Here is a 23,093-nt window from a genome sequence, read left to right as displayed (position 1 = left end):
CCGGCGTCCTGGTGCTCACACCTTCACCAGCCCCTGCTGCACGGCACCGCCGAGGGCGAGATACACGTCCTCCAGGCTCGGCGTGGCCAGGGTGAAGTCGTCCAGAGCGGCGAACGCGGCCCCGCCGGTGACGGTCGCGACGACCGCCCGGGCCTCCTCGGGCCCGAGCCGGAGCGTCCAGCGGCGGCCCGACTCCACGACGCGGTCCTTCAGCGCGGCCACCTCGGGCACGTGCAGCGGAGCCGCGTCCCGCCACACCAGGTCGACGCGCACCTCACCGGCGACCTGCTCCTTGAGCCCGGCGGGCGAGTCGCAGGCGATCACCCGCCCCCGGTCGAGGACGGCCACCCGGTCCAGCACCGTCTCGGCCTCGATGACGTTGTGCGTCACGAGCAGCACGGTCGTCCCGCGCTCGGCCCTGCGCCGGTCGACGGCGGACCACACGGCCCGTCGCGCCACCGGGTCCATGCCGGTGGTCGGCTCGTCGAGCACCAGCAGCGGCCGCTCCCCCACCAGGGCCGCCGCGAAGCACGCCAGGCGCCGCTGGCCCCCGGAGAGCTTCTTCAGCGGCCGCCCGGCGAGCGGCGCGAGCCCCAGCTCGTTGAGGACGGCGTCCCGCTCGGCCCGCGCCCGCCGTACGTCCAGGCCGCGCAGCCGCCCGGTGGTCTCGGCGGCGAGCGACACGGTCAGCTCGTCGAGGGCGGTCGACTCCTGCCCGAGGTAGGCGAGGATCCGCGCGGCCCGCTCGGGGTGGCGCACGATGTCGTGGCCGAGGATCTCCACACTGCCGTGGTCGGGCCGCATCAGCCCGGTCAGCTGGCGCACGAGGGTGGACTTGCCGGCGCCGTTCGGACCGAGCAGGCCGAAGATCTCGCCGCGGCGGATGTCCAGCGTCACGTCGTCCGTGGCCCGGACCTCGGGTGCTGCGGGAGTGCCGCGCCGGCCCCGGACCGCCGGATAGGTCTTGGTCAGCCCGCGCACCGCGCACACGACGTCACCATCGTGCCGAAATGCCTGTGCCGCGCGCTTACTCACAAGGGACGAGACTACGGGGTCGGCGGCCCCGGTCCGCTCTCGGGTCGGTCCGTACCGGGAAATCCGCCGGCAAAGAACTCAGGCCTCGACGGGCGGGTGCTCCACGCCCGTCCGCACGCTGATCTCCCGCCAGAAACCGGCTCGGATGGCGTACCTGTCCCGCTCGTCGATCTGGTCGTCCTTGTGGGCGAGCAGGCCGAAGCGGGCCGCGTAGCGCAGCAGCTCCCCGTCGACGCGGTGCGGGATGCGCGGGTACATCCCGGACAGTTTCGGCAGGTGGGTCTGGTCGCCGAGGCGCTCGACCCAGCGCCGGGCGAAGACCTGCCCCACCTCGAAGGGATCACCGCCGACGGTGGTGATGTCCTCCTCGCGGTCGGCCCATCGCTGCTCGGCCGTGGTCAGCTGGGCGAGCGTCGGCATCGAGGCGGCCTCGGGGGGCTCGGCCGTGGGCCGGTCGACCCAGCCCTTGTCGGAGGACCACCGGAGGGTGGCGGAGGCGGGGGGCTGGGCGGGCTGGGTGCCGGGGGCGCGCAGGGCGGCCAGGTCTTTGGGCGTGGGGACGCCTTTGGGGGCGGGCACCCTCTCCTCGGTGCCGTTCTGCCCGGGGGCGGCCTCCTGGTGCCGGGGCTGTGGGGCGGACCGGTCGGTCGCGGCGCCGAGCGCGGATTCGGGCAGCGGCGCGGAGAGGATGGCGGCGATCTCGGGCCGGGGCGCGGGCTGCGGCGCGCACACCCCGGTGAAGTCCTTGGCGCGGACGGCCTTGGTGATCCACGTACGGTCCAGGACGCGCCGTTCGTCGGCTTCGGCGACCAGGTCCTCGGACTGGTTGTAGTCGCCGTCGGCGGCCTGGACGGCCCACAGGTGGACGGCGACGCCGTGCTCCTTGGCGGCCATCATGCCGGGCAGCAGATCGCCGTCGCCGGTGACGAGGACGACGTCGGAGCAGGCGCGGTTGCGGGCCAGTTCGGTGAGCTCGGCGTGCATCGCCGCGTCCACGCCCTTCTGTGCCCAGCGGCCGTCGCTGCGGGTCAGTGCGCCGAGCCGGACGGTGACCCGGGGCATCACGCGCAGCCTGCGGTGCTCGGGCTGCGGGACGCGGTCGGGGGCGCCGTCGAACCAGTAGATGCGCAGCAGCGGCTGCTGGGTGTCGGACTCGGCGCGTTCGCGCAGCCCCTGGATGAGGGCGGTGTGGTCGACGGTGATGCGGGACCGCGAGGGCTCTCCGGCGAGGAGACTCGCCGCGGCTCCCAGCAGATACCCAGCGTCCACCAGGACGATGCAGCGGTCCACGCGACTCACCCTCTTCCCAGGAGGTTTGCTTCGGGCTCGCTTCGAGTCTGCCCGACGGCGCGGAGGTTAACGGCCGGAACTCGATCTTCGGCGTGGCGTTTCGGGCCCTCCCGCTCCGACCACCCCTGTCACGCACGGTAATTGTCCGACATGCGATCGTTGTCGGCCTGTGTGAATCTGGTCCCGGCCCTGGCCCCTAGTCCCCCACAGGAGGCATCACCATGGCCAAGAACAAGAACCGTGACCGTAAGCAGCAGCGTCCGACCGAGCGTGGTCAGCGGGCCGACCGCAGCCCCGCCTCGCAGACGGAGCCCCAGCCCGAGGTCGAGGCGACCCCCGGCGAGATGGCGTCGGCGAAGCGAAAGCGCAGCTTCGGCCACAACTGACGTCTGTGTGACGGGTTGTTGAGCCCACGCACAAGCACGAGGGGCGTACCCGATCCCGGGTACGCCCCTCGAACGCGTCAAGAGCCCCGCGTCACCCGGCCAGGCAGGACGGTCCGAGCAACACCTTCAGGTCGCCGAAGAGCGCCGGGTCCGGCTTCACCCGGTGCCGGTCCAGCCGCAGCACGGTCGTCTTGGTCGGTCCCTGGAGCTTGATCCGGACCTCGCTGTCGCCCTTGTGGTGGCTGAGGACCTCGCCGAGGCGGCTGACCAGCGGCGGGGTGACCCGGGTGGCCGGGATGGTGAGGACCACGGGTGCGTTGGTGCCCGCGTTCGACAAGTCCGGGATCATCAGCTCCATCGCGACGAGCCGCGGGATGTCCTCGCGCTTGTCGAGGCGGCCCTTGACGAACACCACGGCGTCCTCGACGAGTTGCGTCGAGACGAGCTGGTAGGTCGCGGGGAAGAACATGCACTCGATCGAACCGGCGAGGTCCTCGACGGTGGCGATGGCCCAGGCGTTGCCCTGCTTGGTCATCTTGCGCTGCAGGCCGGAGATGATGCCGCCGATGGTGACCACGGAGCCGTCGGAATAGTCACCGCCGGTCAACTGGGAGATGCCCGCGTCGGCCTTGTCGGACAGGATGTGCTCCAGGCCGAACAGCGGGTGGTCGGAGACGTACAGACCGAGCATCTCCCGCTCCTGGGCGAGCAGATAGGTCTTGTCCCACTCGTCCGGGGAGAACTCCACGTCGAGCCCGAAGCCCGGCTCGCTGGTCTCGGCCTCGCCCATGCCGCCGAAGAGGTCGAACTGCCCCTCGGCCTCCTTGCGCTTGACCGCGACCACGTTGTCGATCATCGGTTCGTAGTGCGCGGTGAGGCCCTTGCGGGTGTGGCCCATGGCGTCGAAGGCGCCGGCCTTGATCAGCGATTCGGTGGTGCGCTTGTTGCAGACCACCGCCTCGACCTTGTCGAGGTAGTCCGGGAAGGAGACGTACTTCCCCTTGGACGTGCGGCACCTGATGATCGACTCGACCACGTTCGTACCGACGTTGCGGACGGCGGAGAGGCCGAAGAGGATCACGTCGTCGCCCTGGGCGGCGAAGTTGGACATCGACTCGTTGACGTCCGGCGGGAGCACCTTGATGCCCATGCGGCGGCACTCGTTGAGGTAGACGGCCGACTTGTCCTTGTCGTCCTTCACGGACGTGAGCAGCGCGGCCATGTACTCGGCGGGGTGGTTCGCCTTGAGGTACGCCGTCCAGTACGAGACGAGTCCGTACGCGGCGGAGTGCGCCTTGTTGAACGCGTAGCCGGCGAAGGGGACCAGTACGTCCCACAGGGCCTGGATGGCCTCGTCGCTGAAGCCCTTCTTGCGGGCGCCCTCCTGGAAGAGGACGAAGTTCTTCGCCAGTTCCTCGGGCTTCTTCTTGCCCATCACGCGGCGGAGGATGTCGGCCTCGCCGAGTGAGTAGCCGGCGATGATCTGGGCGGCCTTCTGCACCTGCTCCTGGTAGACGATCAGGCCGTAGGTGACGTCCAGGACCTCCCTGAGGGGCTCTTCGAGCTCCTTGTGGATGGGCGTGATCTCCTGCTGGCCGTTCTTGCGCAGCGCGTAGTTCGTGTGGGAGTTCATGCCCATGGGGCCCGGGCGGTACAGGGCCGACACGGCGGAGATGTCTTCGAAGTTGTCCGGCTTCATCAGCCGGAGCAGGGAGCGCATGGGGCCGCCGTCGAACTGGAAGACGCCGAGGGTGTCGCCGCGCTGGAGCAGTTCGAAGGTCGTGGGGTCGTCGAGCGGGAGGCTCAGGAGGTCGATGTCGACCCCCTTGTTGGACTTCACCATCTTGACGGCGTCGTCCATGATCGTCAGGTTGCGCAGGCCCAGGAAGTCCATCTTCAGCAGGCCGAGCGACTCACAGCTCGGGTAGTCCCACTGGGTGATGGTGACCTTGTCCGTGTGCCTGACCCAGACGGGCACGTGGTCGGTGATCGTCTCGCTGGACATGATCACGCCGGCGGCGTGCACGCCCATCTGCCGGACCAGGCCCTCGACGCCCTTGGCGGTGTCGATGACCTTCTTCACGTCCGGCTCGTTCTCGTACATCGCCCGGATCTCGCCCGCCTCCGAGTAGCGCGGGTGCTCGGGGTTGGTGATGCCGTCGAGGTTGATGCCCTTGCCCAGGACGTCGGCGGGCATGGCCTTGGTGAGGCGGTCGCCCATCGCGTACGGGTAGCCCAGCACGCGCGCGGAGTCCTTGATCGCGTTCTTGGCCTTGATGGTGCCGTACGTGCCGATCATGGCGACCTTGTCGGCGCCGTACTTCTCGGTCACGTAGCGGATCACCTCGACGCGCCGGCGCTCGTCGAAGTCGATGTCGACATCGGGCATGGAGATGCGCTCGGGGTTGAGGAACCGCTCGAAGATCAGGCCGTGCGGGATGGGGTCGAGGTCGGTGATGCCGAGGGCGTAGGCGACGATCGAGCCGGCCGCGGAGCCTCGGCCGGGGCCGACCGCGATGCCCTGCTTCTTGGCCCACATGATGAAGTCGGCGACCACGAGGAAGTAGCCCGGGAAGCCCATCGAGATGATGGTGTCCATCTCGTACTCGACCTGCTTCATGCGGTCGTCGGGGATGCCGTCCGGGAAGCGGCGCTGCATGCCGCGCATGGTTTCCTCACGGAACCAGCTGACCTCGGTGTAGCCGTCGGGGATGTCGAACTTCGGCATGAGGTCGCGCTTCTGGAACATGCCGGTGGTATCGACCATCTCCGCGATCAGGCGGGTGTTGGCGCAGCCCTCCTGCCAGGCGTCCGAGGAGTCGATGGCGTACATCTCGTCCGTGGACTTCAGGTAGTAGCCGGTGCCGTCGAACCGGAAGCGGTCCGGGTCGGAGAGGTTCTTGCCGGTCTGGATGCACAGCAGCGCGTCGTGGGCGCCCGCCTCGTGCGAGTACGTGTAGTGCGAGTCGTTGGTGACCAGCGGGGGGATGCCGAGCTTCTTGCCGATCTCCAGGAGGCCGTCGCGGACCCGGTGCTCGATCTCGATGCCGTGGTCCATCAGCTCCAGGAAGTAGCGGTCCTTGCCGAAGATGTCCTGGTAGTCGGCGGCGGCCTTCAGGGCCTCGTCGAAGTGGCCGAGGCGCAGCCGGGTCTGGACCTCGCCGGAGGGGCAGCCGGTGGAGGCGACGATCCCCTCGGACCACTGGGCGATGGTCTCCTTGTCCATCCGGGGCCACTTCTGCAGCCAGCCCTCGGCGTACGCGTCGGAGGACAGCCGGAAGAGGTTGTGCAGGCCGACGCTGTTCACGGCCCACATCGTCTTGTGGGTGTAACCGCCGGAGCCGGAGACGTCGTCCCGCTTCTGGTGCGGCTGGCCCCACTGGATCTTGCGCTTGTTGCGCCGGGACTCGGGCGCGACATACGCCTCGATCCCGATGATCGGGGTCACTCCGGACTTCTGGGCGGTGTGGAAGAAGTCGTAGGCGCCGTGGAGGTTGCCGTGGTCGGACATGGCGATGTGCGTCATGCCCATCTCATTGCACGCGTTGAACATGTCCTTCAGCCGCGCGGCACCGTCCAGCAGCGAGTACTGGGTGTGGACGTGCAGGTGCGTGAACGGCGGCTTTGACACGGCTGCGGCCTCCAGAGAAAACGTACGGCAAATGGGGCCCGGCAGGCTGCGGACAGTCTGGGGGACAGCGTCGAAGTCTATGCCTCGGCAGTGACACTCCGAGGCCTGACCCGCGTACCTTCGTGCGAGGGTTCGCGGGCACTCCCGCGGGCCGCCGCACGTTACGCAGAGGGCGGACCTGCCGCCCTGAAACGCATGCACCAGGAGGCACCCAGCGATGTCGTTCCCGCAGCTCGACGACGAGCACCGCGGTGAGGAGATCCTCGCCGTCTTCGACACCGCCTTCGGCGAGCTCCTGGCCGCCGACCCGGCCGCGTTCCGCGTCAAGTTCCGCAAGATGGCGGCCTCGGCCTTCGCCTTCTACCGGGGCACGGCCGGCCTGTTCTACCACGACCTCGACGAGGAAAAGCGGGGCGGCCCGTACCTGGACGAGCGCACCTCGCGCGTGTGGATCCACGGCGACCTGCACGCGGAGAACTTCGGCACGTACATGGACGCCAACGGCCGCCTGATCTTCAACGTCAACGACTTCGACGAGGCCTACGTCGGCCCCTTCACCTGGGACCTCAAGCGCCTCGCCGCCTCCATCGCGCTGATCGGCTACGCGAAGGCGCTCAGCGACGAGCAGATCTCCGAGCTGGTGACGATCTACGCGGTCGCCTACCGCGAGCGGATCCACGCCCTGGCGACGGGGGCGAAGAGCGACGAGGTGCCGCCGTTCACGCTGGACACGGCGCAGGGCCCGCTGCTGGACGCGCTGCGTGACGCTCGCTCGCTGACCCGTTTCGGCCTGCTGGACTCGATGACGGAGATCCGCGACTTCGAACGCCGCTTCGCCGCGGGAGGCGGTTCCGTCGAGCTGGACGCGGCCACGCGCTACAAGGTGCTCGCCGCCTTCGACGGCTACCTGGAGACGCTGCCGGACAGCTCGCTGACCCGCCCGGACTCCTACCGCGTGAAGGACGTGGTCGGCCGGCGCGGCATCGGCATCGGCTCGGCGGGGCTGCCGTCGTACAACATCCTGCTGGAGGGGCACAGCGACGCCCTGGAGAACGATGTCGTGATCTATATCAAGCAGGCCCAGACCCCGGCCGTCTCCCGGCACATCACGGACCAGGAGATCCGCGGCTACTTCCAGCACGAGGGGCACCGCACGGTCATCTCCCAGCGCGCCCTCCAGGCGCACGCCGACCCGTGGCTCGGCTGGACCGAGCTGGACGGCGCCGGCCAGCTGGTCGCAGAGGTCTCGCCGTACGCGGTCGACCTCGACTGGGGCGACATCGACGACCCGGAGGAGATCGCCCAGGTGGTGGCCGACCTCGGCCGGGCGACGGCCACGATGCACGCGGCGGCGGACGACCAGTCCGGTGAGTCCCTGGTGCCGTTCTCCACGGAGCGGGCCATCGACGCGGCGATCGCGGCCGACGAGGAAGGCTTCGCGCCTCTGCTGGTCGACTTCGCGCACAGCTACGGCGCCCGCGCGCGTGCCGACCACCAGACCTTCGTGGACCTGTTCCGCAACGGACGGATCCCGGGGCTGTAGCGGCTTCGGCGGCGGCTGAGCGTCGGGCTTTGGCCGTCGGCTCACTCACAGGCATCCTTTAGGGGTCCCTTACCGTTCCCCATGACAGACTCTCCTCTCGCTATGGACATATCCGGGATCCAGCTCAGAGCCGTACGCGCGGCGCTGTTCACGGCCGTGGTCGTGACGCTCAGCACCGCGTCGCACGTGCTGCTGTCCGGGGCCCCGCTGCCGGTGAGCACGGTGGCCGCGGTCGCCGCCGCCGTGTTCGCGATCGCGTTCGCCCTGGCGGGCCGCGAGCGCTCCTTCGGGAGGATCGCGGGCCTGCTGATCCCGCTGGAACTGGCCGCGGACACGGTGTTCACCACGGGGCAGCACGCCTGTTACGGCCGGGCGGGCGGCCCGGTCGCCGGTCCCCTGCGGTCGGTCGGCCTGGACGTGCTCTGCGGCGGCGAGGTCGGCACTCCCCTGGCCCGGATGGCCGGGGCCACCGGCACCGAGCGGCTCGCCGCCGCGGTCGCGCACGCCGACCCGGCCACCGCCTGGCTGCTGCTCGGCGCGCACGTCGGCGTCGGGCTCCTCGCCGCCGTCTGGCTGCGCCGTGGCGAGCGGGCCCTGGCCCAGCTGCTGCGGGCGGTGACGGCGACCACGTTCCGGCCACTGCTGCTGGCGGTCGCCGCGGTCGCGGTGGAGCGGGCCCCGGCCGGGCGGCGCCTGCCCGGGCGTGCCGCCGACCGCACGCCCACCGCCCGCGACCGGATCCTCGCCCACTCCCTGGGACGGCGTGGACCGCCGTGCTCACCCGCCTTCGCCTAGGCACTCCCTTCGCGTACGCCTTCACACAAGGCACGCGGCTCGCGTGAGGCACCGCCGTCGCGGGAGGCGCTTCGCCCCCGTTGCGGCACTTTCGAGCACCAGCAGTCCCCCCTACGTATCCCGCACACACATGTGCGCGTCCCTATGGAGAACATCACCATGAGCAAGCGCAACAGCCAGTCGGCGAAGACGGCGGCCCGTGAGCGGCTGCGCGTCGAGCGTGAGCGCGAGGCCAAGCGGGCGAAGACCAAGCGGCAGGTCATCGTCGCCTGCTCGATCGTCGGCGTCCTGGCGATAGCCGGCGGCATCGGCTACGCCGTCGTCCAGGCCAACAAGCCCACCCACTGGGAGGCGGTCAAGGACGAGAAGGTCGTCACGCCGGCCAACACCACGGGCACCAACGGCACGACTGTCGTCATCGGCAAGGACTCGGCGAAGAAGACGCTGAAGATCTACGAGGACCCGCGCTGTCCCGTGTGCGCCCAGTTCGAGCAGACCGTCGGCCCGACCGTGAAGAAGGACATCGACGACGGCAAGTTCAAGATGCAGTTCGTCGGCGCCACGTTCATCGACAACAAGGACAACGGCGAGGGCTCCAAGAACGCGCTGAGCGCCCTGGGCGCCGCGCTGAACGTGAGCGACGCGGCGTTCCTCGACTACAAGGCCGCGCTGTACTCGGCGAAGTACCACCCGGAGGAGACGACCGACAAGTTCAAGGACGACAGCTACCTCATCAAGGTCGCGAACACCGTCCCCGAGCTGAAGGACAACAAGAAGTTCCAGGACGCGGTCGAGAAGGGCACCTACGACGCCTGGGCGATGGCCATGTCGAAGACCTTCGACGACAACAAGGACGGCGTGCAGGGCACCCCGGGCTTCGTGATGGACGGCAAGCAGCTCACCGCCGACAGCCAGGGCACGCCGCTGATGACGGTGGCCGACTTCAACCGGGTCGTGGGCGAGGCCCTCAAGAAGTGACGGCTGGTCACGGACCGGTCGGCGTGTGAAGAGCGGGCGAACTTCCGGAGTTCGCCCGCTCCGGCCCATACCGACCAGTAACCTGATCGGTCGTGACCAGTCGATACAGATCATCGAATACGTCAGAGGGCATCAACTCCCTCACCCCGCGCCGCCGTACGGTCGTCAAGGCCGCGGCGGCGACCGCTGTCCTGGCCGGGCCGCTGGCGGCAACCCTGCCCGCGCGCGCCGTCGACCAGGCACCCGCCTTCCTGCACGGCGTCGCCTCCGGTGACCCGCTGCCGGACGGCATCCTGCTGTGGACCCGCGTCACGCCGGTGCCGGAGGCGATACCCGGCTCCGGAGTCGGCCCGGACACCGAGGTGAGCTGGGTCGTCGCCAGGGACAAGGCGTTCACCACCGTCGTCGCCAAGGGCTCCACGACCGCGACGGCGGCCTCCGACCACACCGTGAAGGCCGACATCCGCGGCCTGGAACCGGGCACCGACTACTGGTTCCGCTTCTCCGCCGGCGGCACCGACTCACCCGCGGCCCGCACCCGCACCGCCCCCGCGCACGACGCGGCCGTCACGGGCCTGCGCTTCGGCGTGGTCTCCTGCGCCAACTGGGAGGCCGGCTGGTTCTCCCCCTACCGGCACCTCGCGGCCCGCGGTGACCTGGACGCCTGGCTGCACCTGGGCGACTACATCTACGAGTACGGCACCGGCGAGTACGGCACCCGCGGCAAGGTCGTCCGCCCGCACGCCCCGGCGCACGAGATCGTCACGCTCGCCGACTACCGCGTCCGGCACGCGCGGTACAAGACCGACCCGGACCTCCAGGCGCTGCACGCCACGGCCCCGGTCGTGGCGATCTGGGACGACCACGAGTTCGCCAACGACGCCTTCTCGGGCGGCGCGGAGAACCACACGGAGGGCGCCGAGGGCGCCTGGTCCGCCCGCCAGGCCGCCGCGAAGCAGGCCTACTTCGAGTGGATGCCGGTGCGCCCGGCGATCGCCGGCACCACCTACCGCCGGCTGCGCTTCGGCAAGCTGGCCGACCTCTCGCTGCTGGACCTGCGGTCCTTCCGCTCGCAGCAGGTCAAGGTCGGCAACGGCGAGGTCGACGACCCGGACCGCACGCTCACCGGCCGTGCCCAGCTGGACTGGCTCAAGGCGGGGCTGAAGTCGTCCGACACCACCTGGCGGCTGGTCGGCAACTCGGTGATGATCTCGCCGTTCGCCATCGGCTCGCTCTCCGCCGACCTGCTGAAGCCGCTGGCCAAGCTGCTGGGCCTGCCCCAGGAGGGCCTCGCCCTCAACACCGACCAGTGGGACGGCTACACCGACGACCGCCGCGAGATCCTGGCGCATCTGCGGACGAACGCGATCCGCAACACGGTCTTCCTCACCGGCGACATCCACATGGCCTGGGCCAACGACGTGCCGGTGGACGCCGGTACGTATCCGCTGTCCCCGTCCGCCGCCACGGAGTTCGTCGTCACGTCGGTCACCTCCGACAACCTCGACGACATCGTGAAGGTCCCCGAGGGCACGGTCTCCGCGGTCGCCTCACCGGTCATCCGCGCCGCCAACCGCCATGTCCACTGGGTCGACACCGACCGGCACGGCTTCGGCGTCCTGGACATCACGGCCGAGCGCGCGCAGATGGACTTCTACGTCATCTCCGACCGCGCGAAGCGCGACGCGACCGCCAAGTGGTCCCGCTCGTACCGTACCCGCAGCGGCACGCAGAAGGTCGAGCGCTCCTACGACCCGGTGTAGCCGCCGCTACAGGGTCTCCAGGAAGCCGAGCGCCACCCGCCAGGTGGCCTCGGCGGCCTCCTCGTCGTAGTCCGGCAGGTCGGGGTCGGTGTAGAGATGGCCGGCCCCGGCGTACCGGTACACCTCGACGTCGGCGCCGGTGCGGCCCATCTGGAGGTACCAGGCGCTCAGCCAGTCGTCCGTCTCGAAGGGGTCCGGCTCCGCCACGTGCAGCTGGACCGGCAGGTCCTCGGCCGTCACGTCCGGCGCGATGTCCGACGTGCCGTGCAGGAGAAGCAGACCGCGCGCCTTGTCGTCACCGAGGGCGAGGGTCTGAGCGACGGAGGCGCCGAGCGAGAACCCGGCGTACACCAGCCCGCGCTCGGAGTAGGGCGCGGCGGCCAGCACGGCCCGCTTCAGCAGCTCCTCCTTGCCGATCTTCTGCTGGTGTTGCATGCCCTCCTCGACCGTGTCGAACGTATGCCCCTCGAAGAGGTCGGGCGTCCACACCTCGTGTCCGGCCGCGCGCAGTCGGTCAGCGGCCCGGAGCACCGCGGGCCGCAGACCCTGGGTCGAGTGAAAGAGCATGATGTTCATGAGGCCATGGTGCCAGCCGGGTGTGACGAGCCGGGATCCCGGCACTACCCACGACGCAGCGGAAGTCACATGTTCATACACCCGGGGAGCCGGTTAGGTTCGGTGGCATGGAGAACCTGCTACGACCGCTGATCGTGGTCGGTGGCTCGGTCGTGCTCACGCTGGTGATCGGCTGGGCGACCGACTTCCTGCTGCGCAAGGCCGACGCACGGCACCACGAGACCCCCTTGTGGGGTTCTCTCCGCCGTGGCCGCATCCCGTACCAGCTCGTGCTGTTCGCGGCCCTGCTGAGAGGGTCGTTCGACGAGGCGCAACTGCTGGAGAACCACCGTGACGGCATCGGTCAGACGCTGACACTGCTGCTGATCGGTTCCGCCGCCTGGCTGGTCATCCGGATCGCGGCCGCGGTCGTCGAGACGTCCTACAGCCGCTACGCCAACACGCATGCCCAGCGTGATCCGGCCCGGGTGCGCCGGGTGCGCACCCAGGTGACGCTGATCATGCGGGTGGTCTCCGCCATCGTCGCCGTGGTGGCCGCGGCCACGATGCTGCTGACGTTCCCGGCGTTCAAGGCTGCGGGCGCCTCGCTCCTGGCCTCGGCCGGCATCCTCGGCATCGTCGCCGGTGTCGCCGCCCAGTCCACGCTGGGCAACCTGTTCGCCGGGCTGCAGATCGCCTTCGGCGACATGGTCCGTATCGGCGACACCGTGGTCGTGGACGGCGAGTGGGGCACGGTCGAGGAGATCACGCTGACGTTCCTGACCGTCCGCACCTGGGACGAGCGCCGCATCACCATGCCGGTGTCGTACTTCACGTCCAAGCCGTTCGAGAACTGGTCGCGCGGCACCCCGCAGATGACCGGCACCGTCTTCTGGCACGTCGATCACTCCGCGCCGCTGGAAGCGATGCGCGAGAAGCTGCGCGACATCCTGCGCGAGTGCCCGGCCTGGGACGGCCGCGCCTACAACCTGACCGTCACGGACAGCACCCCGAGCACCATGGAGGTGCGGGCCTTGGTGACGGGCAAGGACGCGGACGACATCTGGACGGTGCGGGTCACGGTCCGCGAGGAGATGCTCAGCTGGCTGGCGGACGAGCACCCGTACGCGCTGCCCCGGGTCAACACGGCGGACGCGATCCTCCCGCCGTCCTTGCGCAGCAACGGTCACCGCCCGTCCCCGGAGGCCGTACCGGCCCAGCAGCGCCGCTATCACGGAAACGGCTCCGGACGGCCGGGGCACTGACGGCACGGGCCGACGCCCAAACGAAGAGCCGAGGAGGGCTGCCCGCGGCGCGGGCAGCCCTCCTCGGTGCTGTCGGGTCAGTGGCCGCGCTCGGCGCCGCCGTTGACCTGGATGATCTGCGAGGTGATGTGCCCGGCGCCCGGGGAGGCCAGCCAGTGCAGGGTCTCGGCGACGTCCCCCGGGGTCCCGGCCCGCCCGTTCGACGTCTCACCGATGAGCCGGTCGCGGCGCTCCTCGGCCATCGCGTCGCCGAAGAACTCGGTGTCCTCGATGTACCCGGGCGCGACCACGTTCACGGTGATGCCGCGCGGCCCCAGCTCACGGGCCAGATCGTGGGCGTAGGGATGCAGCCCCGCCTTGGCCGCCGCGTACGCGCCGCTTCCTGATCCCCGGTAGGCGGCGATGGAGCTGATGAACAGCACCCGGCCGCCGGGCTCGGCGAGCCGCGGCTTCAGCGCCTCGGTGAGCAGGACCGCGGTCAGGGTGTTGAGCCTGAAGTTCACGTTCCAGCTGTGCGCGACGGCCGCGAGCGGATCGTCACCCGGGGCATCCGGTTCGAGCAGGCCGCTGCCCCCGGCGCTGTGCACGAGCACGTCCACGGTCCCCAACTCGCGCTCCACGAAGGCGGCGACGCCGCGCACGTCCTCCGGCTCGGCGAGATCGGCCGCGTACGTCAGCGCGCCGGGCACCTCGGCCTTCTCCAGCACCTCGGCCCGCCGCCCGAGCAGCACCACCCGGTCCCCGCCGGCGGCGAACACCCGGGCCGCCGCCAGCCCAATTCCCGTACCTCCACCACTGATTACCACGTTCCGTGCCATATGGACGACCCTACGACGCCCCGGCCGCCCGCCGTCAAACCGGCAGCCGGAGCCGACGCCGGCTCACCGCAGGCTACGGACGTCGAGGTGCCGCAGAACCCGGTCGACCACCTCGGGATCCGCCCCGGGCTCGCTCCGCGCCGCCAGCACCTCGTGCCGCGCCGCGCTCAGCATCTCCTGCTGGATGTGCCGCACCCGCTTCACCCGCCGGGCCCCCTCCCGGTACGCCTCCCGGCGCTCGTCCTCGGCGAGTTCGGGACTGATCCGCACGCCGATGTCGTAGGCCCGCCGCAGCATCTGCTCGGACAGCTCTTCCGACAGCTTCTCGCTCCCCTCGATCTCCCGCAGCCGCTGCTTCGCCGCCTTGGCCGCCCGGATCGCGAGCGCCTTGGCGAACTCCTTCTCCTGGTCCGTGTCGGCCTTCACCCCGAGCCGCCGCACCAGCCACGGCAGCGTCAGGCCCTGCAGCACCAGCGTCGCCATGATCACCCCGAACGCGATGAAGATGATCTCGTCCCGGCTGGGGAACGGCGCCCCCGCGTCGGTCTCCAGCGGAATGGCCAGCACCAGCGCGACCGAGGCCACCCCGCGCATCCCCGACCACCACATCACCACGGTCTCGCGCCAGCTCACCGGGATGTCCTCGTCGTAGTCCCGCCGGGCGTGCAGCCGTTTGGTCAGCCAGGTCGCCGGCAGCAGCCACAGCAGCCGCGCGAACACGACGACGACCACCACCACCGCCGCCCACCAGAGCAGCTCGCCCCACCGCCCGGAGGCCGTGCGGATCGCGTTGTGCAGCTCGAGACCGACCAGCCCGAACGCCACACCGGTGACGAGCGTGTCGACGATGTTCCAGAACGTGTGCCCGGCCAGCCGCGTCATGACGTCGTCGGCGTCGGAGCCGTACTCCGCGAGGAACAGCGCGGTGGTGAGCACGGCGAGCACCCCGGACCCGTGCAGCTCCTCGGCCATGACGTACGAGGCGTACGGCACCAGCAGGGTCAGCCCGACCTGCAGCGTGGCGTCGCCGAGCACCTCCATCAGCTTGTTGGCGCCCCAGCCCAGCGCGAGCCCCACCGCCACCGCCACCACGGCCGACAGCACCAGGTCGAGCCCGGCCTTCCAGGGCGAGAACGTCCCGCTGACGGCCGCGGCGATCGCCACGTGGTAGAGGACGATGGCCGTCACGTCGTTGAACAGCCCCTCGCCCTCCAGGATCGACACCAGCCGGCGGGGCAGCCCCAACTGCCCGGCCACGGCGGTCGCTGCGACCGGGTCCGGCGGCGCCACCAGCGCACCCAGCGCGAACGCCGCCGCGAGCGGCAGCCCCGGCACGATCGCGTCGGCCACGGCGGCCACACAGGCCATGGTGACGAACACCAGCGCCACGGCGAGCAGGAAGATCGGCCTCTTGTTCGCCGCGAACTGCCGCCAGGACGTGCGCCGCACGGCGGCGTACAGCAGGGGCGGCAGCAGCAGCGGCAGGATCAGGTCCGGCGCGATCTCGACGTTCGGCACGAACGGCAGCAGCGCGAGGACTATCCCCAGGAGCGTCATCAGCACCGGGGCGGGCACCTTGAACCGGTCTCCCACCGGGACACTGATCACGGCCCCGAGCAGCAGCACGAACAGCAGGGCCAACTGATCCACGGTCAGCGCTCCGGAAGGTCAAATGTTCACACGACTGACCTCAAGCCTGCCACGCAACTCCCGGGACAAACCGTTTCGGCACCCACCACGTGGGGCTAAAGCGAACGCCGCATCCCCTGGTGCGGAATGCCCGCCTCCAAGTACTCGGGCCCATAGGGCTCGTACCCGAGCCGCTCGTAGAAGCCCAGCGCGTGCGTCTGCGCGTGCAGGTCCACGGCCGTCAGCCCCCGCGCGCGTGCCGCGTCCTCGATGGCCCGCACCAGGGCGGCGCCGACACCGAGTCCGCGCGCGGGACCCGCCACGGCGAGCCTGCCGAGGGAGCCCACGGACGGGTCCCCGCCGGTCTGCGCGACGGCCGCCGCCCCGTGCAGCAGCCGCCCGGTCCCGAGCGGTACACCGTCCTCACGGACCGCCAGCACATGGACCGCGCCGGCGTCGTAGGCGTCGTACTCGAGGTCCTCCGGCACGCCCTGCTCGCCGACGAAGACCTCCTTGCGCACCGCGAAGCACGCCTCCCGGTCGGCCGGGTCCTCGGCGACCCGCACCACGTACGGGGTGCTCACGCCCAGGTCTCCTCGCGGACCTGGTCGAGGGCCTTCTGCAGGTCCTCCGGGTAGTCGCAGGAGAACTCCGCCCACTGCCCGTCCCCGGGGTGCTCGAAGCCGAGCCGCACCGCGTGCAGCCACTGCCGGGTCAGGCCGAGGCGCTTGGCGAGCGTCGGGTCGGCGCCGTAGGTGAGGTCGCCGACGCAGGGGTGCCGGTGTGCGGCCATGTGGACGCGGATCTGGTGCGTGCGGCCGGTCTCCAGCTTCACGTCGAGCAGCGAGGCCGCGCGGAACGCCTCCATGAGGTCGTAGTGCGTGACGGACGGCTTGCCCTCGGCGGTGACGGCCCACTTGTAGTCGTGCTGGGGGTGCCGGCCGATGGGCGCGTCGATGGTGCCGCTGGTCGGGTCGGGGTGGCCCTGGACGAGCGTGTGGTACCGCTTGTCGACCGTGCGCTCCTTGAACTGGCGCTTGAGCGAGGTGTACGCCCGCTCCGACTTGGCCACGACCATCAGCCCCGAGGTGCCCACGTCGAGCCGGTGCACGATGCCCTGGCGCTCGGCGGCGCCGGAGGTCGAGATGCGGTACCCGGCGGCGGCCAGCCCACCGATCACGGTCGTCCCGGTCCAGCCCGGGCTGGGATGCGCGGCGACACCGACCGGCTTGACGATCACGACCACGTCGTCGTCGTCGTGCACGATCTCCATGCCCTCGACCGGCTCGGCGACGATCTGCACCGGCGCGGGCGCCTGCGGCATCTCGACCTCGAGCCAGGCGCCGCCGTGCACGCGCTCCGACTTGCCGACCACCGACCCGTCGACCGTGACCTTCCCCGCGGCGGCGAGCTCGGCCGCCTTGGTGCGGGAGAAGCCGAACATGCGGGAGATGGCGGCGTCGACGCGCTCGCCCTCCAGGCCGTCGGGCACGGGCAGGGTACGGATCTCGGGAATCGTGCTCACCCGTCGAGTATGCCGGACGGCTGCGACGGGGCCGTACGCGCGCTCAGTCCTTGTGGACGGTCCCGTCCGGGTCGAGGCCCCGGAAGGACAGCAGCACGATCAGGACGCCACCGCACACGATCGCCGAGTCGGCCAGGTTGAAGACGGCGAAGTGCTTGGGCGCGATGAAGTCCACGACTGCGCCCTCGAAGACGCCCGGTGCCCGGAAGATCCGGTCGGTGAGGTTGCCCAGCGCACCGCCGAGCAGCAGGCCGAGTGCGATCGCCCAGGGCAGGCTGTAGAGCTTGCGGGCGAGGCGGGCGATCACCACGATCACCGCCGCCGCGATCATGGTGAAGATCACGGTGAAGGCCTCGCCGAAGCCGAAGGCCGCGCCCGCGTTGCGGATCGCCTCGAACTTCAGCCAGTCCCCGATGATCTCGATCGGCGGGTGGTGCTCCAGCTTGGCCACCACGATCAGCTTGCTGATGAGGTCGAGGGCGTACGCGAACGCGGCGACGGCGAACAGCACCGCGATCCGGCGCCTGCCCCGGGGCCGCCCGGCGGTGGCCTCCGGCTCGCCGGTACCGGACGTTCCCGCCCCGGCCGCCGGGCCGGTGCCGGGCTCCCCGGCCGGGGTGCCCTCGGCGTCGGGCCGCTCCTTGCCGCCCCCGGCCGCGTCCGGTGTGTCCGGCGTACCGATGATGCGCTCCGCCTCTGCCACGTGAGTCCCTCAACCTAGGTGCCTGACTGAGGACGAGGGTACGGCACACCCTGTGCGTCCCACGTGCTCAGGAGGCATCCGGCGGCCGCTCAGTACCGGCGTTCTTGCTTCTGCTTGCACTCCACGCAGAGCGTGGCCCGCGGGAAGGCCTGCATACGGGCCTTGCCGATGGGGTTGCCGCAGTTCTCGCACAGGCCGTAGGTGCCCGCGTGCAGGCGTTCCAGGGCGCGCTCGGTCTGGAGGAGCATCTCGCGCGCGTTGGCGGCCAGGGCCAGCTCGTGCTCGCGGGTGATGTTCTTGGTGCCGGTGTCCGCCTGGTCGTCGCCCGCGCCGTCCCCGGAGTCCCGCATCAGGCCCGCCAGCGACCGCTCCGACGACGTGATCTCCTCACGCAGCCGGGTCTCCTCGGAGGTCAGCTCGGAGCGCGCCTCCTCGACCTCCTCCGTCGTCCAGGGGTCCTCGCCGGGGCGTACCGCGAGCTCGCCGGGCTCCGCCGCGGCGACCCGTGCCTTGGGAACGGCGGTCTTCGCCGCCGTGGCCGGGCCAGGAGTCTTCTTCGCAACCACCGTCGTCGCTCCCGTCTGCTGCGCGGCCTCGGCCGCACCCGCCTTCTTGGCCGTGCTGGTCGCGGCCGTGTCCTGTGTGACCGTGCCGGTCCGGGCAGCGCCCTTCCCGGCCGCGCTCTTGGTGGTGCTCTTGCCTCCGGCGACCTTCTCGGCCGGGGCCTTCCCGGCGGCGGCCTTCCTGCCCGCCGCCGCCTTCTTCCCTGCCGTCTTCTTCCCCGCGGCCGGCTTGGCCACTGCTGCCTCGGCCGGTGCCTTCCCGGTCACGGCCGCCTCGGCCGCGGCTTCCCCGGCCACGGCCTTCGCCGCCGTCGCCTTCCTCCTGGTCCCCCTCACCCCGGCCGCCCTCGTCCCCTCGGCCGCCTTCCCCGCGTCCTCCTTCGCCGCCCGCCCCGCCGAGCCCCCCTGCGTGGACCTCTTCCCGCCCAGGTCCTTCGCAGCGCCACCGGAGGCCTTCGCGGACCTGCCGGACGTCGGCTGCTGTACGGCGGTCTTCTTCGCCACCATGGCCGCGGCCCCTTCACATATTGTGATCTTGCTCGCGAATCGTGCTGGGACGATAAATCGACTTGAGTCCCGCGGCAACGGGGCACACCGCTCGATTCGCCCGCCTCGCGCACGCCGCGCGGCGAGCATGCATCCGTTGTGCCCAGCTCCCCGCCCGGTAATCCGCCGGGCCGGACGTCCCAGGATCCGAACACCTATACCGTGCTATACGGGTCATCAAACCCATATCGCACCCCACGCGGCGCCCCACCCCCGACCGCCCCGATAACCGGTCGGCCGCTGTCCGCGCGGCGCCGTACACTGGGCGGAGCGAAAAGCGTGGATGGGGACGAGTAGCGGCGTACGCAGCCCAGAGCGACCCGGGGACGGTGGAAGCCCGGGGGTGAGCGCGACGTGAAGATCACCCCGGAGCCGCCGGAAGAAAGCCGGAGCCAGTGAGCTTCGGCCGGTAGACCCGGCATCGCGACCCCAATGAGGGGGCTCGCCGGCGCACACCCCGTGCCGGAGGGCCAAGGAGGGTGGTACCGCGGGAGCGCGCCGAAGGCGGCGCAGGCAGACGTAGCTCTCGTCCCTCCGGACGGAAGGCAGCAAGTCCGCCGGAGGAAGCCCGCTGATGACATCGCCGACGTACCGCCAGGTGCCCGCCCAGGTCGACCTGCCCGCCCTCGAGCACGCCGTGCTCGACTTCTGGCGCGAGCAGAACATCTTCGCCAAGAGCCTGGAGCAGTCCGAGGGCCGCCCCGAGTGGGTGTTCTACGAGGGCCCGCCCACCGCCAACGGCATGCCCGGTGCCCACCACATCGAGGCGCGCGTCTTCAAGGACGTCTTCCCCCGCTTCCGCACCATGCGCGGCTACCACGTCGCCCGCAAGGCCGGCTGGGACTGCCACGGCCTCCCGGTGGAGCTCGCCGTCGAGAAGGAGCTCGGCTTCTCCGGCAAGCAGGACATCGAGGCGTACGGCATCGCCGAGTTCAACGAGAAGTGCCGCGAGTCGGTGACCCGGCACACGGACGCCTTCGAAGAGCTCACGACCCGCATGGGTTACTGGACCGACCTCCAGGACCCGTACCGCACGATGGACCCCGAGTACATCCAGTCCGTCTGGTGGTCGCTGAAGGAGATCTTCAACAAGGGCCTGCTGGTCCAGGACCACCGCGTCGCCCCCTGGTGCCCCCGCTGCGGCACGGGCCTGTCCGACCACGAGCTCGCGCAGGGCTACGAGACGGTCGTCGACCCGTCGGTCTTCGTCCGCTTCCCGCTCACCTCCGGCCCGCTCGCCGGCGAGGCCGCGCTCCTGGTCTGGACGACGACCCCGTGGACCCTGGTGTCCAACACCGCCGTCGCCGCCCACCCCGAGGTCACCTACGTCGTCGCGACGAACGGTGAGGAGAAACTGGTCGTCGCGGAGCCGCTGGTCGCCAAGGCGCTCGGCGAGGGCTGGGAGACCACCGGGCAGACCTTCACCGGCGCGGAGATGGAGCGCTGGACGTACCAGCGCCCCTTCGAGCTGGTGGAGTTCCCGAGCGTGAGCGAGGGAACCAATGGGCACAGCCCGGCCGAGGCCCACTTCGTGGTCAACGCCGAGTACGTCACCACCGAGGACGGCACGGGTCTGGTCCACCAGTCCCCCGCCTTCGGTGAGGACGACCTCAAGGTCTGCCGCTCCTACGGCCTGCCGGTCGTGAACCCGGTCCGCCCGGACGGCACCTTCGAGGAGGACGTCCCCCTCGTCGGCGGCGTCTTCTTCAAGAAGGCCGACGAGAAGCTCACCGCCGACCTCGACGAGCGCGGCCTGCTCTTCAAGCACATCCCCTACGAGCACAGCTACCCGCACTGCTGGCGCTGCCACACCGCGCTGCTCTACTACGCGCAGCCCTCCTGGTACATCCGCACCACGGCGCTCAAGGACCGCCTCCTCGCGGAGAACGAGGGCACCAACTGGTTCCCGGACACGGTCAAGCACGGCCGGTACGGCGACTGGCTGAACAACAACATCGACTGGGCCCTGTCCCGCAACCGCTACTGGGGCACCCCGCTGCCCATCTGGCGCTGCGAGGACGACCACCTCACCTGCGCCGGATCCCTCGCGGAGCTGTCCGAGCTGACCGGCACGGACCAGTCGGGCCTGGACCCGCACCGCCCGTTCATCGACGAGGTCACCTTCGCCTGCCCGCAGGGCGGCTGCGGAAAGACCGCCACCCGCGTGCCCGAGGTGATCGACGCCTGGTACGACTCGGGTTCGATGCCGTTCGCGCAGTGGGGCTACCCGTACAAGAACAAGGAGCTGTTCGAGGCCCGCTACCCGGCGCAGTTCATCTGCGAGGCCATCGACCAGACCCGCGGCTGGTTCTACACGCTGATGGCCGTCGGCACGCTCGTCTTCGACAAGTCCTCCTACGAGAACGTGGTCTGCCTCGGTCACATCCTGGCCGAGGACGGCCGCAAGATGTCCAAGCACCTGGGCAACACCCTGGACCCGATCCCTCTCATGGACCGGCACGGCGCCGACGCGGTCCGCTGGTTCATGGCGGCCGGCGGCTCCCCGTGGGCGGCCCGCCGCGTGGGCCACGGCACCATCCAGGAGGTCGTCCGCAAGACGCTCCTGACGTACTGGAACACGGTCGCCTTCCAGGCCCTGTACGCCCGTACGTCGAACTGGGCCCCGTCCGAGGCCGATCCGGCCCCGGCCGACCGTCCGGTCCTGGACCGCTGGCTGCTGTCCGAGCTGCACGCGCTCACCGACCAGGTCACCCAGGCGCTGGACGCCTACGACACCCAGCGCGCCGGCAAGCTGCTGTCCGCGTTCGTCGACGACCTGTCCAACTGGTACGTGCGCCGCTCGCGTCGCCGCTTCTGGCAGGGTGACAAGGCGGCCCTGCGCACTCTGCACGAGGTCGTCGAGACGGTCACGCAGCTGATGGCCCCGCTGACCCCGTTCATCGCCGAACGGGTCTGGCAGGACCTGATCGTCCCGGTCACTCCGGGCGCCCCCGAGTCGGTTCACCTGTCGTCCTGGCCGGAGGCGGACCTCACCGCCATCGACCCGGAGCTGTCCAAGCAGATGGTGCTGGTGCGCCGCCTGGTGGAACTGGGCCGTGCCACGCGCGCGGAGTCGGGCGTCAAGACGCGTCAGCCGCTGTCCCGCGCCCTGATCGCGGCGACCGGCTTCGACGCGCTGGGCTCCGAACTGCGTACGCAGATCACGGAAGAGCTGAACGTCGAGTCCCTGGCGACGCTGAGCGAGGTCGGCGGCAGCCTGGTCGACACCACGGCGAAGGCCAACTTCCGCGCCCTGGGCAAGCGGTTCGGCAAGCGCGTCCAGGAGGTGGCCAAGGCCGTCGCGAACGCGGACGCGGCCGCCCTGTCCCTGGCCCTGCGCGAGGGCACGGCGTCGGTGGAGGTCGACGGCGAGACCATCACGCTGGCCCCCGACGAGGTCATCATCACGGAGACCCCCCGCGAGGGCTGGTCGGTGGCCTCCGACGCGGGCGCGACGGTCGCCCTGGACCTGGAGATCACCGAGGAGCTGCGTCGTGCGGGCCTGGCCCGTGACGCGATCCGCCTGATCCAGGAGGCCCGCAAGAACAGCGGCCTCGACGTGGCCGACCGCATCGCGCTGCGCTGGACGGCCACGGACCAGGCGACCGTCGAGGCTCTGACCGACCACACCGGCCTGATCGCCGACGAGGTCCTCGCCACGGACTTCGCCCAGGGCGAGGCGGACGGCACCTACGGCGAGCCCTTCACCGACGAGGGCCTGTCCCTGACGTTCCGCCTGCGCAAGGCGTAAGACTCAGGCCGAACAGCCCCAAGGCCCGGGCCCGCCAAAGATCTTGGCGGGGCCCGGGCCTTCGGCGTTGCGTACGCACGAACAGGGGTGCGCGGCGGCGAACGCACGGAGCAAAAGGGCGAGGCCCCGGGTGGGAACCCGGGGCCTCGCCCTGAACGCTGCCGACGTCTATGCCGTACTACTGGCCATCAGGCCGTCAGTTGTCATCCTCGTCGATCAGGACGGAAGGTGGCCCGCAGCAGGGCCTGGTCGTCGGCGAGCAGCACCCTGATGGTCATGCGGTGGTTCCTTCGGCGAGGTGGGGGGAGGGTTGCAGG

The 23,093-nt window shown here is 70.6% G+C and carries 17 protein-coding genes; 7 read left to right on the top strand and 10 right to left on the bottom strand.

Annotation, left to right across the window (positions count from 1 at the left end; genetic code table 11):
• Positions 1–15: 15 nt before the first annotated feature.
• The gene (locus tag ABT116_RS14220) at positions 16–990 is read right to left on the bottom strand and encodes an ABC transporter ATP-binding protein (RefSeq protein WP_351632347.1); all 975 of its coding nucleotides are present in this window, start codon (positions 988–990) and stop codon (positions 16–18) included.
• A 123-nt stretch (positions 991–1,113) separates the two neighbouring features.
• Entirely contained in the window at positions 1,114–2,325 is a 1,212-nt protein-coding gene (locus tag ABT116_RS14215; protein WP_351632344.1) for an NYN domain-containing protein, read from the bottom strand.
• Positions 2,326–2,546: 221 nt separating this feature from the next.
• Here ABT116_RS14215 and ABT116_RS14210 point away from each other — a divergent pair, with 221 nt between their 5' ends.
• Positions 2,547–2,711: a hypothetical protein gene (locus tag ABT116_RS14210; RefSeq protein WP_167526560.1), complete on the top strand. Its 165-nt coding sequence runs from the start codon at positions 2,547–2,549 to the stop codon at positions 2,709–2,711.
• A gap of 91 nt (positions 2,712–2,802) precedes the next feature.
• Here ABT116_RS14210 and dnaE read toward each other — a convergent pair whose 3' ends face one another.
• The gene (gene dnaE, locus ABT116_RS14205) at positions 2,803–6,342 is read right to left on the bottom strand and encodes a DNA polymerase III subunit alpha (RefSeq protein ID WP_351632341.1); all 3,540 of its coding nucleotides are present in this window, start codon (positions 6,340–6,342) and stop codon (positions 2,803–2,805) included.
• A gap of 217 nt (positions 6,343–6,559) precedes the next feature.
• Between dnaE and ABT116_RS14200 the strand changes: the two genes are divergently transcribed.
• The 4 genes from ABT116_RS14200 to ABT116_RS14185 all read left to right on the top strand — a co-directional run bounded on the left by ABT116_RS14200 (position 6,560) and on the right by ABT116_RS14185 (position 11,421).
• Positions 6,560–7,885: a DUF2252 domain-containing protein gene (locus tag ABT116_RS14200; protein ID WP_351632338.1), complete on the top strand. Its 1,326-nt coding sequence runs from the start codon at positions 6,560–6,562 to the stop codon at positions 7,883–7,885.
• 102 nt (positions 7,886–7,987) lie between these two features.
• The gene (locus tag ABT116_RS14195) at positions 7,988–8,680 is read left to right on the top strand and encodes a hypothetical protein (protein ID WP_351632335.1); all 693 of its coding nucleotides are present in this window, start codon (positions 7,988–7,990) and stop codon (positions 8,678–8,680) included.
• Positions 8,681–8,839: 159 nt separating this feature from the next.
• The gene (locus ABT116_RS14190; RefSeq protein ID WP_351632332.1) at positions 8,840–9,658 is read left to right on the top strand and encodes a thioredoxin domain-containing protein; all 819 of its coding nucleotides are present in this window, start codon (positions 8,840–8,842) and stop codon (positions 9,656–9,658) included.
• A gap of 92 nt (positions 9,659–9,750) precedes the next feature.
• Positions 9,751–11,421, top strand: coding sequence for an alkaline phosphatase D family protein (locus ABT116_RS14185; protein ID WP_351632330.1), 1,671 nt, complete (start codon positions 9,751–9,753; stop codon positions 11,419–11,421).
• A 6-nt stretch (positions 11,422–11,427) separates the two neighbouring features.
• Here the strand turns inward: ABT116_RS14185 and ABT116_RS14180 are convergent, their stop codons facing one another.
• Entirely contained in the window at positions 11,428–12,042 is a 615-nt protein-coding gene (locus ABT116_RS14180; RefSeq protein WP_351632387.1) for a dienelactone hydrolase family protein, read from the bottom strand.
• Between the two features lie 62 nt (positions 12,043–12,104).
• Between ABT116_RS14180 and ABT116_RS14175 the strand changes: the two genes are divergently transcribed.
• On the top strand, positions 12,105–13,241 hold the full coding sequence (locus ABT116_RS14175) for a mechanosensitive ion channel family protein (protein WP_351632327.1): 1,137 nt from the start codon (positions 12,105–12,107) through the stop codon (positions 13,239–13,241).
• A 77-nt stretch (positions 13,242–13,318) separates the two neighbouring features.
• Here ABT116_RS14175 and ABT116_RS14170 read toward each other — a convergent pair whose 3' ends face one another.
• The 6 genes from ABT116_RS14170 to ABT116_RS14145 all read right to left on the bottom strand — a co-directional run bounded on the left by ABT116_RS14170 (position 13,319) and on the right by ABT116_RS14145 (position 18,986).
• Positions 13,319–14,059 (bottom strand): SDR family NAD(P)-dependent oxidoreductase, encoded by a 741-nt coding sequence (locus ABT116_RS14170; protein WP_351632324.1) that lies wholly within the window; start codon positions 14,057–14,059, stop codon positions 13,319–13,321.
• 63 nt (positions 14,060–14,122) lie between these two features.
• Complete coding sequence (locus tag ABT116_RS14165) at positions 14,123–15,709, bottom strand: Na+/H+ antiporter (protein ID WP_351632321.1); 1,587 nt, start codon at positions 15,707–15,709, stop codon at positions 14,123–14,125.
• A 95-nt stretch (positions 15,710–15,804) separates the two neighbouring features.
• Positions 15,805–16,272, bottom strand: coding sequence for a GNAT family N-acetyltransferase (locus tag ABT116_RS14160; protein ID WP_351632318.1), 468 nt, complete (start codon positions 16,270–16,272; stop codon positions 15,805–15,807).
• Entirely contained in the window at positions 16,269–17,213 is a 945-nt protein-coding gene (locus ABT116_RS14155) for an RluA family pseudouridine synthase (RefSeq protein ID WP_351632315.1), read from the bottom strand. Before ABT116_RS14155 ends, ABT116_RS14160 begins: the two co-directional genes overlap by 4 nt.
• A gap of 43 nt (positions 17,214–17,256) precedes the next feature.
• Positions 17,257–17,916 carry a signal peptidase II gene (gene lspA / locus ABT116_RS14150; protein WP_351632313.1) on the bottom strand — a complete coding sequence of 220 codons (660 nt, stop codon included), beginning with the start codon at positions 17,914–17,916 and terminating at the stop codon, positions 17,257–17,259.
• An 89-nt stretch (positions 17,917–18,005) separates the two neighbouring features.
• Positions 18,006–18,986 carry a TraR/DksA family transcriptional regulator gene (locus tag ABT116_RS14145; RefSeq protein WP_351632310.1) on the bottom strand — a complete coding sequence of 327 codons (981 nt, stop codon included), beginning with the start codon at positions 18,984–18,986 and terminating at the stop codon, positions 18,006–18,008.
• A 613-nt stretch (positions 18,987–19,599) separates the two neighbouring features.
• Between ABT116_RS14145 and ileS the strand changes: the two genes are divergently transcribed.
• Complete coding sequence (gene ileS, locus ABT116_RS14140; protein ID WP_351632307.1) at positions 19,600–22,776, top strand: isoleucine--tRNA ligase; 3,177 nt, start codon at positions 19,600–19,602, stop codon at positions 22,774–22,776.
• Positions 22,777–23,093 lie beyond the last annotated feature (317 nt).

The sequence above is a fragment of the Streptomyces sp. NPDC002130 genome (genome assembly GCF_040296465.1).
Taxonomy (GTDB): domain Bacteria; phylum Actinomycetota; class Actinomycetes; order Streptomycetales; family Streptomycetaceae; genus Streptomyces.
This window is presented reverse-complemented; position numbering and strand designations above follow the sequence as displayed.

Coding starts and splice junctions, on each gene's coding strand:
- ABT116_RS14145 (WP_351632310.1), bottom strand. CDS start 18,986: ATGGTGGCGAAGAAGACCGCCGTACAGCAGCCGACGTCCGGCAGGTCC.
- ABT116_RS14170 (WP_351632324.1), bottom strand. CDS start 14,059: ATGGCACGGAACGTGGTAATCAGTGGTGGAGGTACGGGAATTGGGCTG.
- ileS (WP_351632307.1), top strand. CDS start 19,600: ATGACATCGCCGACGTACCGCCAGGTGCCCGCCCAGGTCGACCTGCCC.
- ABT116_RS14210 (WP_167526560.1), top strand. CDS start 2,547: ATGGCCAAGAACAAGAACCGTGACCGTAAGCAGCAGCGTCCGACCGAG.
- ABT116_RS14195 (WP_351632335.1), top strand. CDS start 7,988: ATGGACATATCCGGGATCCAGCTCAGAGCCGTACGCGCGGCGCTGTTC.
- ABT116_RS14175 (WP_351632327.1), top strand. CDS start 12,105: ATGGAGAACCTGCTACGACCGCTGATCGTGGTCGGTGGCTCGGTCGTG.
- ABT116_RS14200 (WP_351632338.1), top strand. CDS start 6,560: ATGTCGTTCCCGCAGCTCGACGACGAGCACCGCGGTGAGGAGATCCTC.
- ABT116_RS14190 (WP_351632332.1), top strand. CDS start 8,840: ATGAGCAAGCGCAACAGCCAGTCGGCGAAGACGGCGGCCCGTGAGCGG.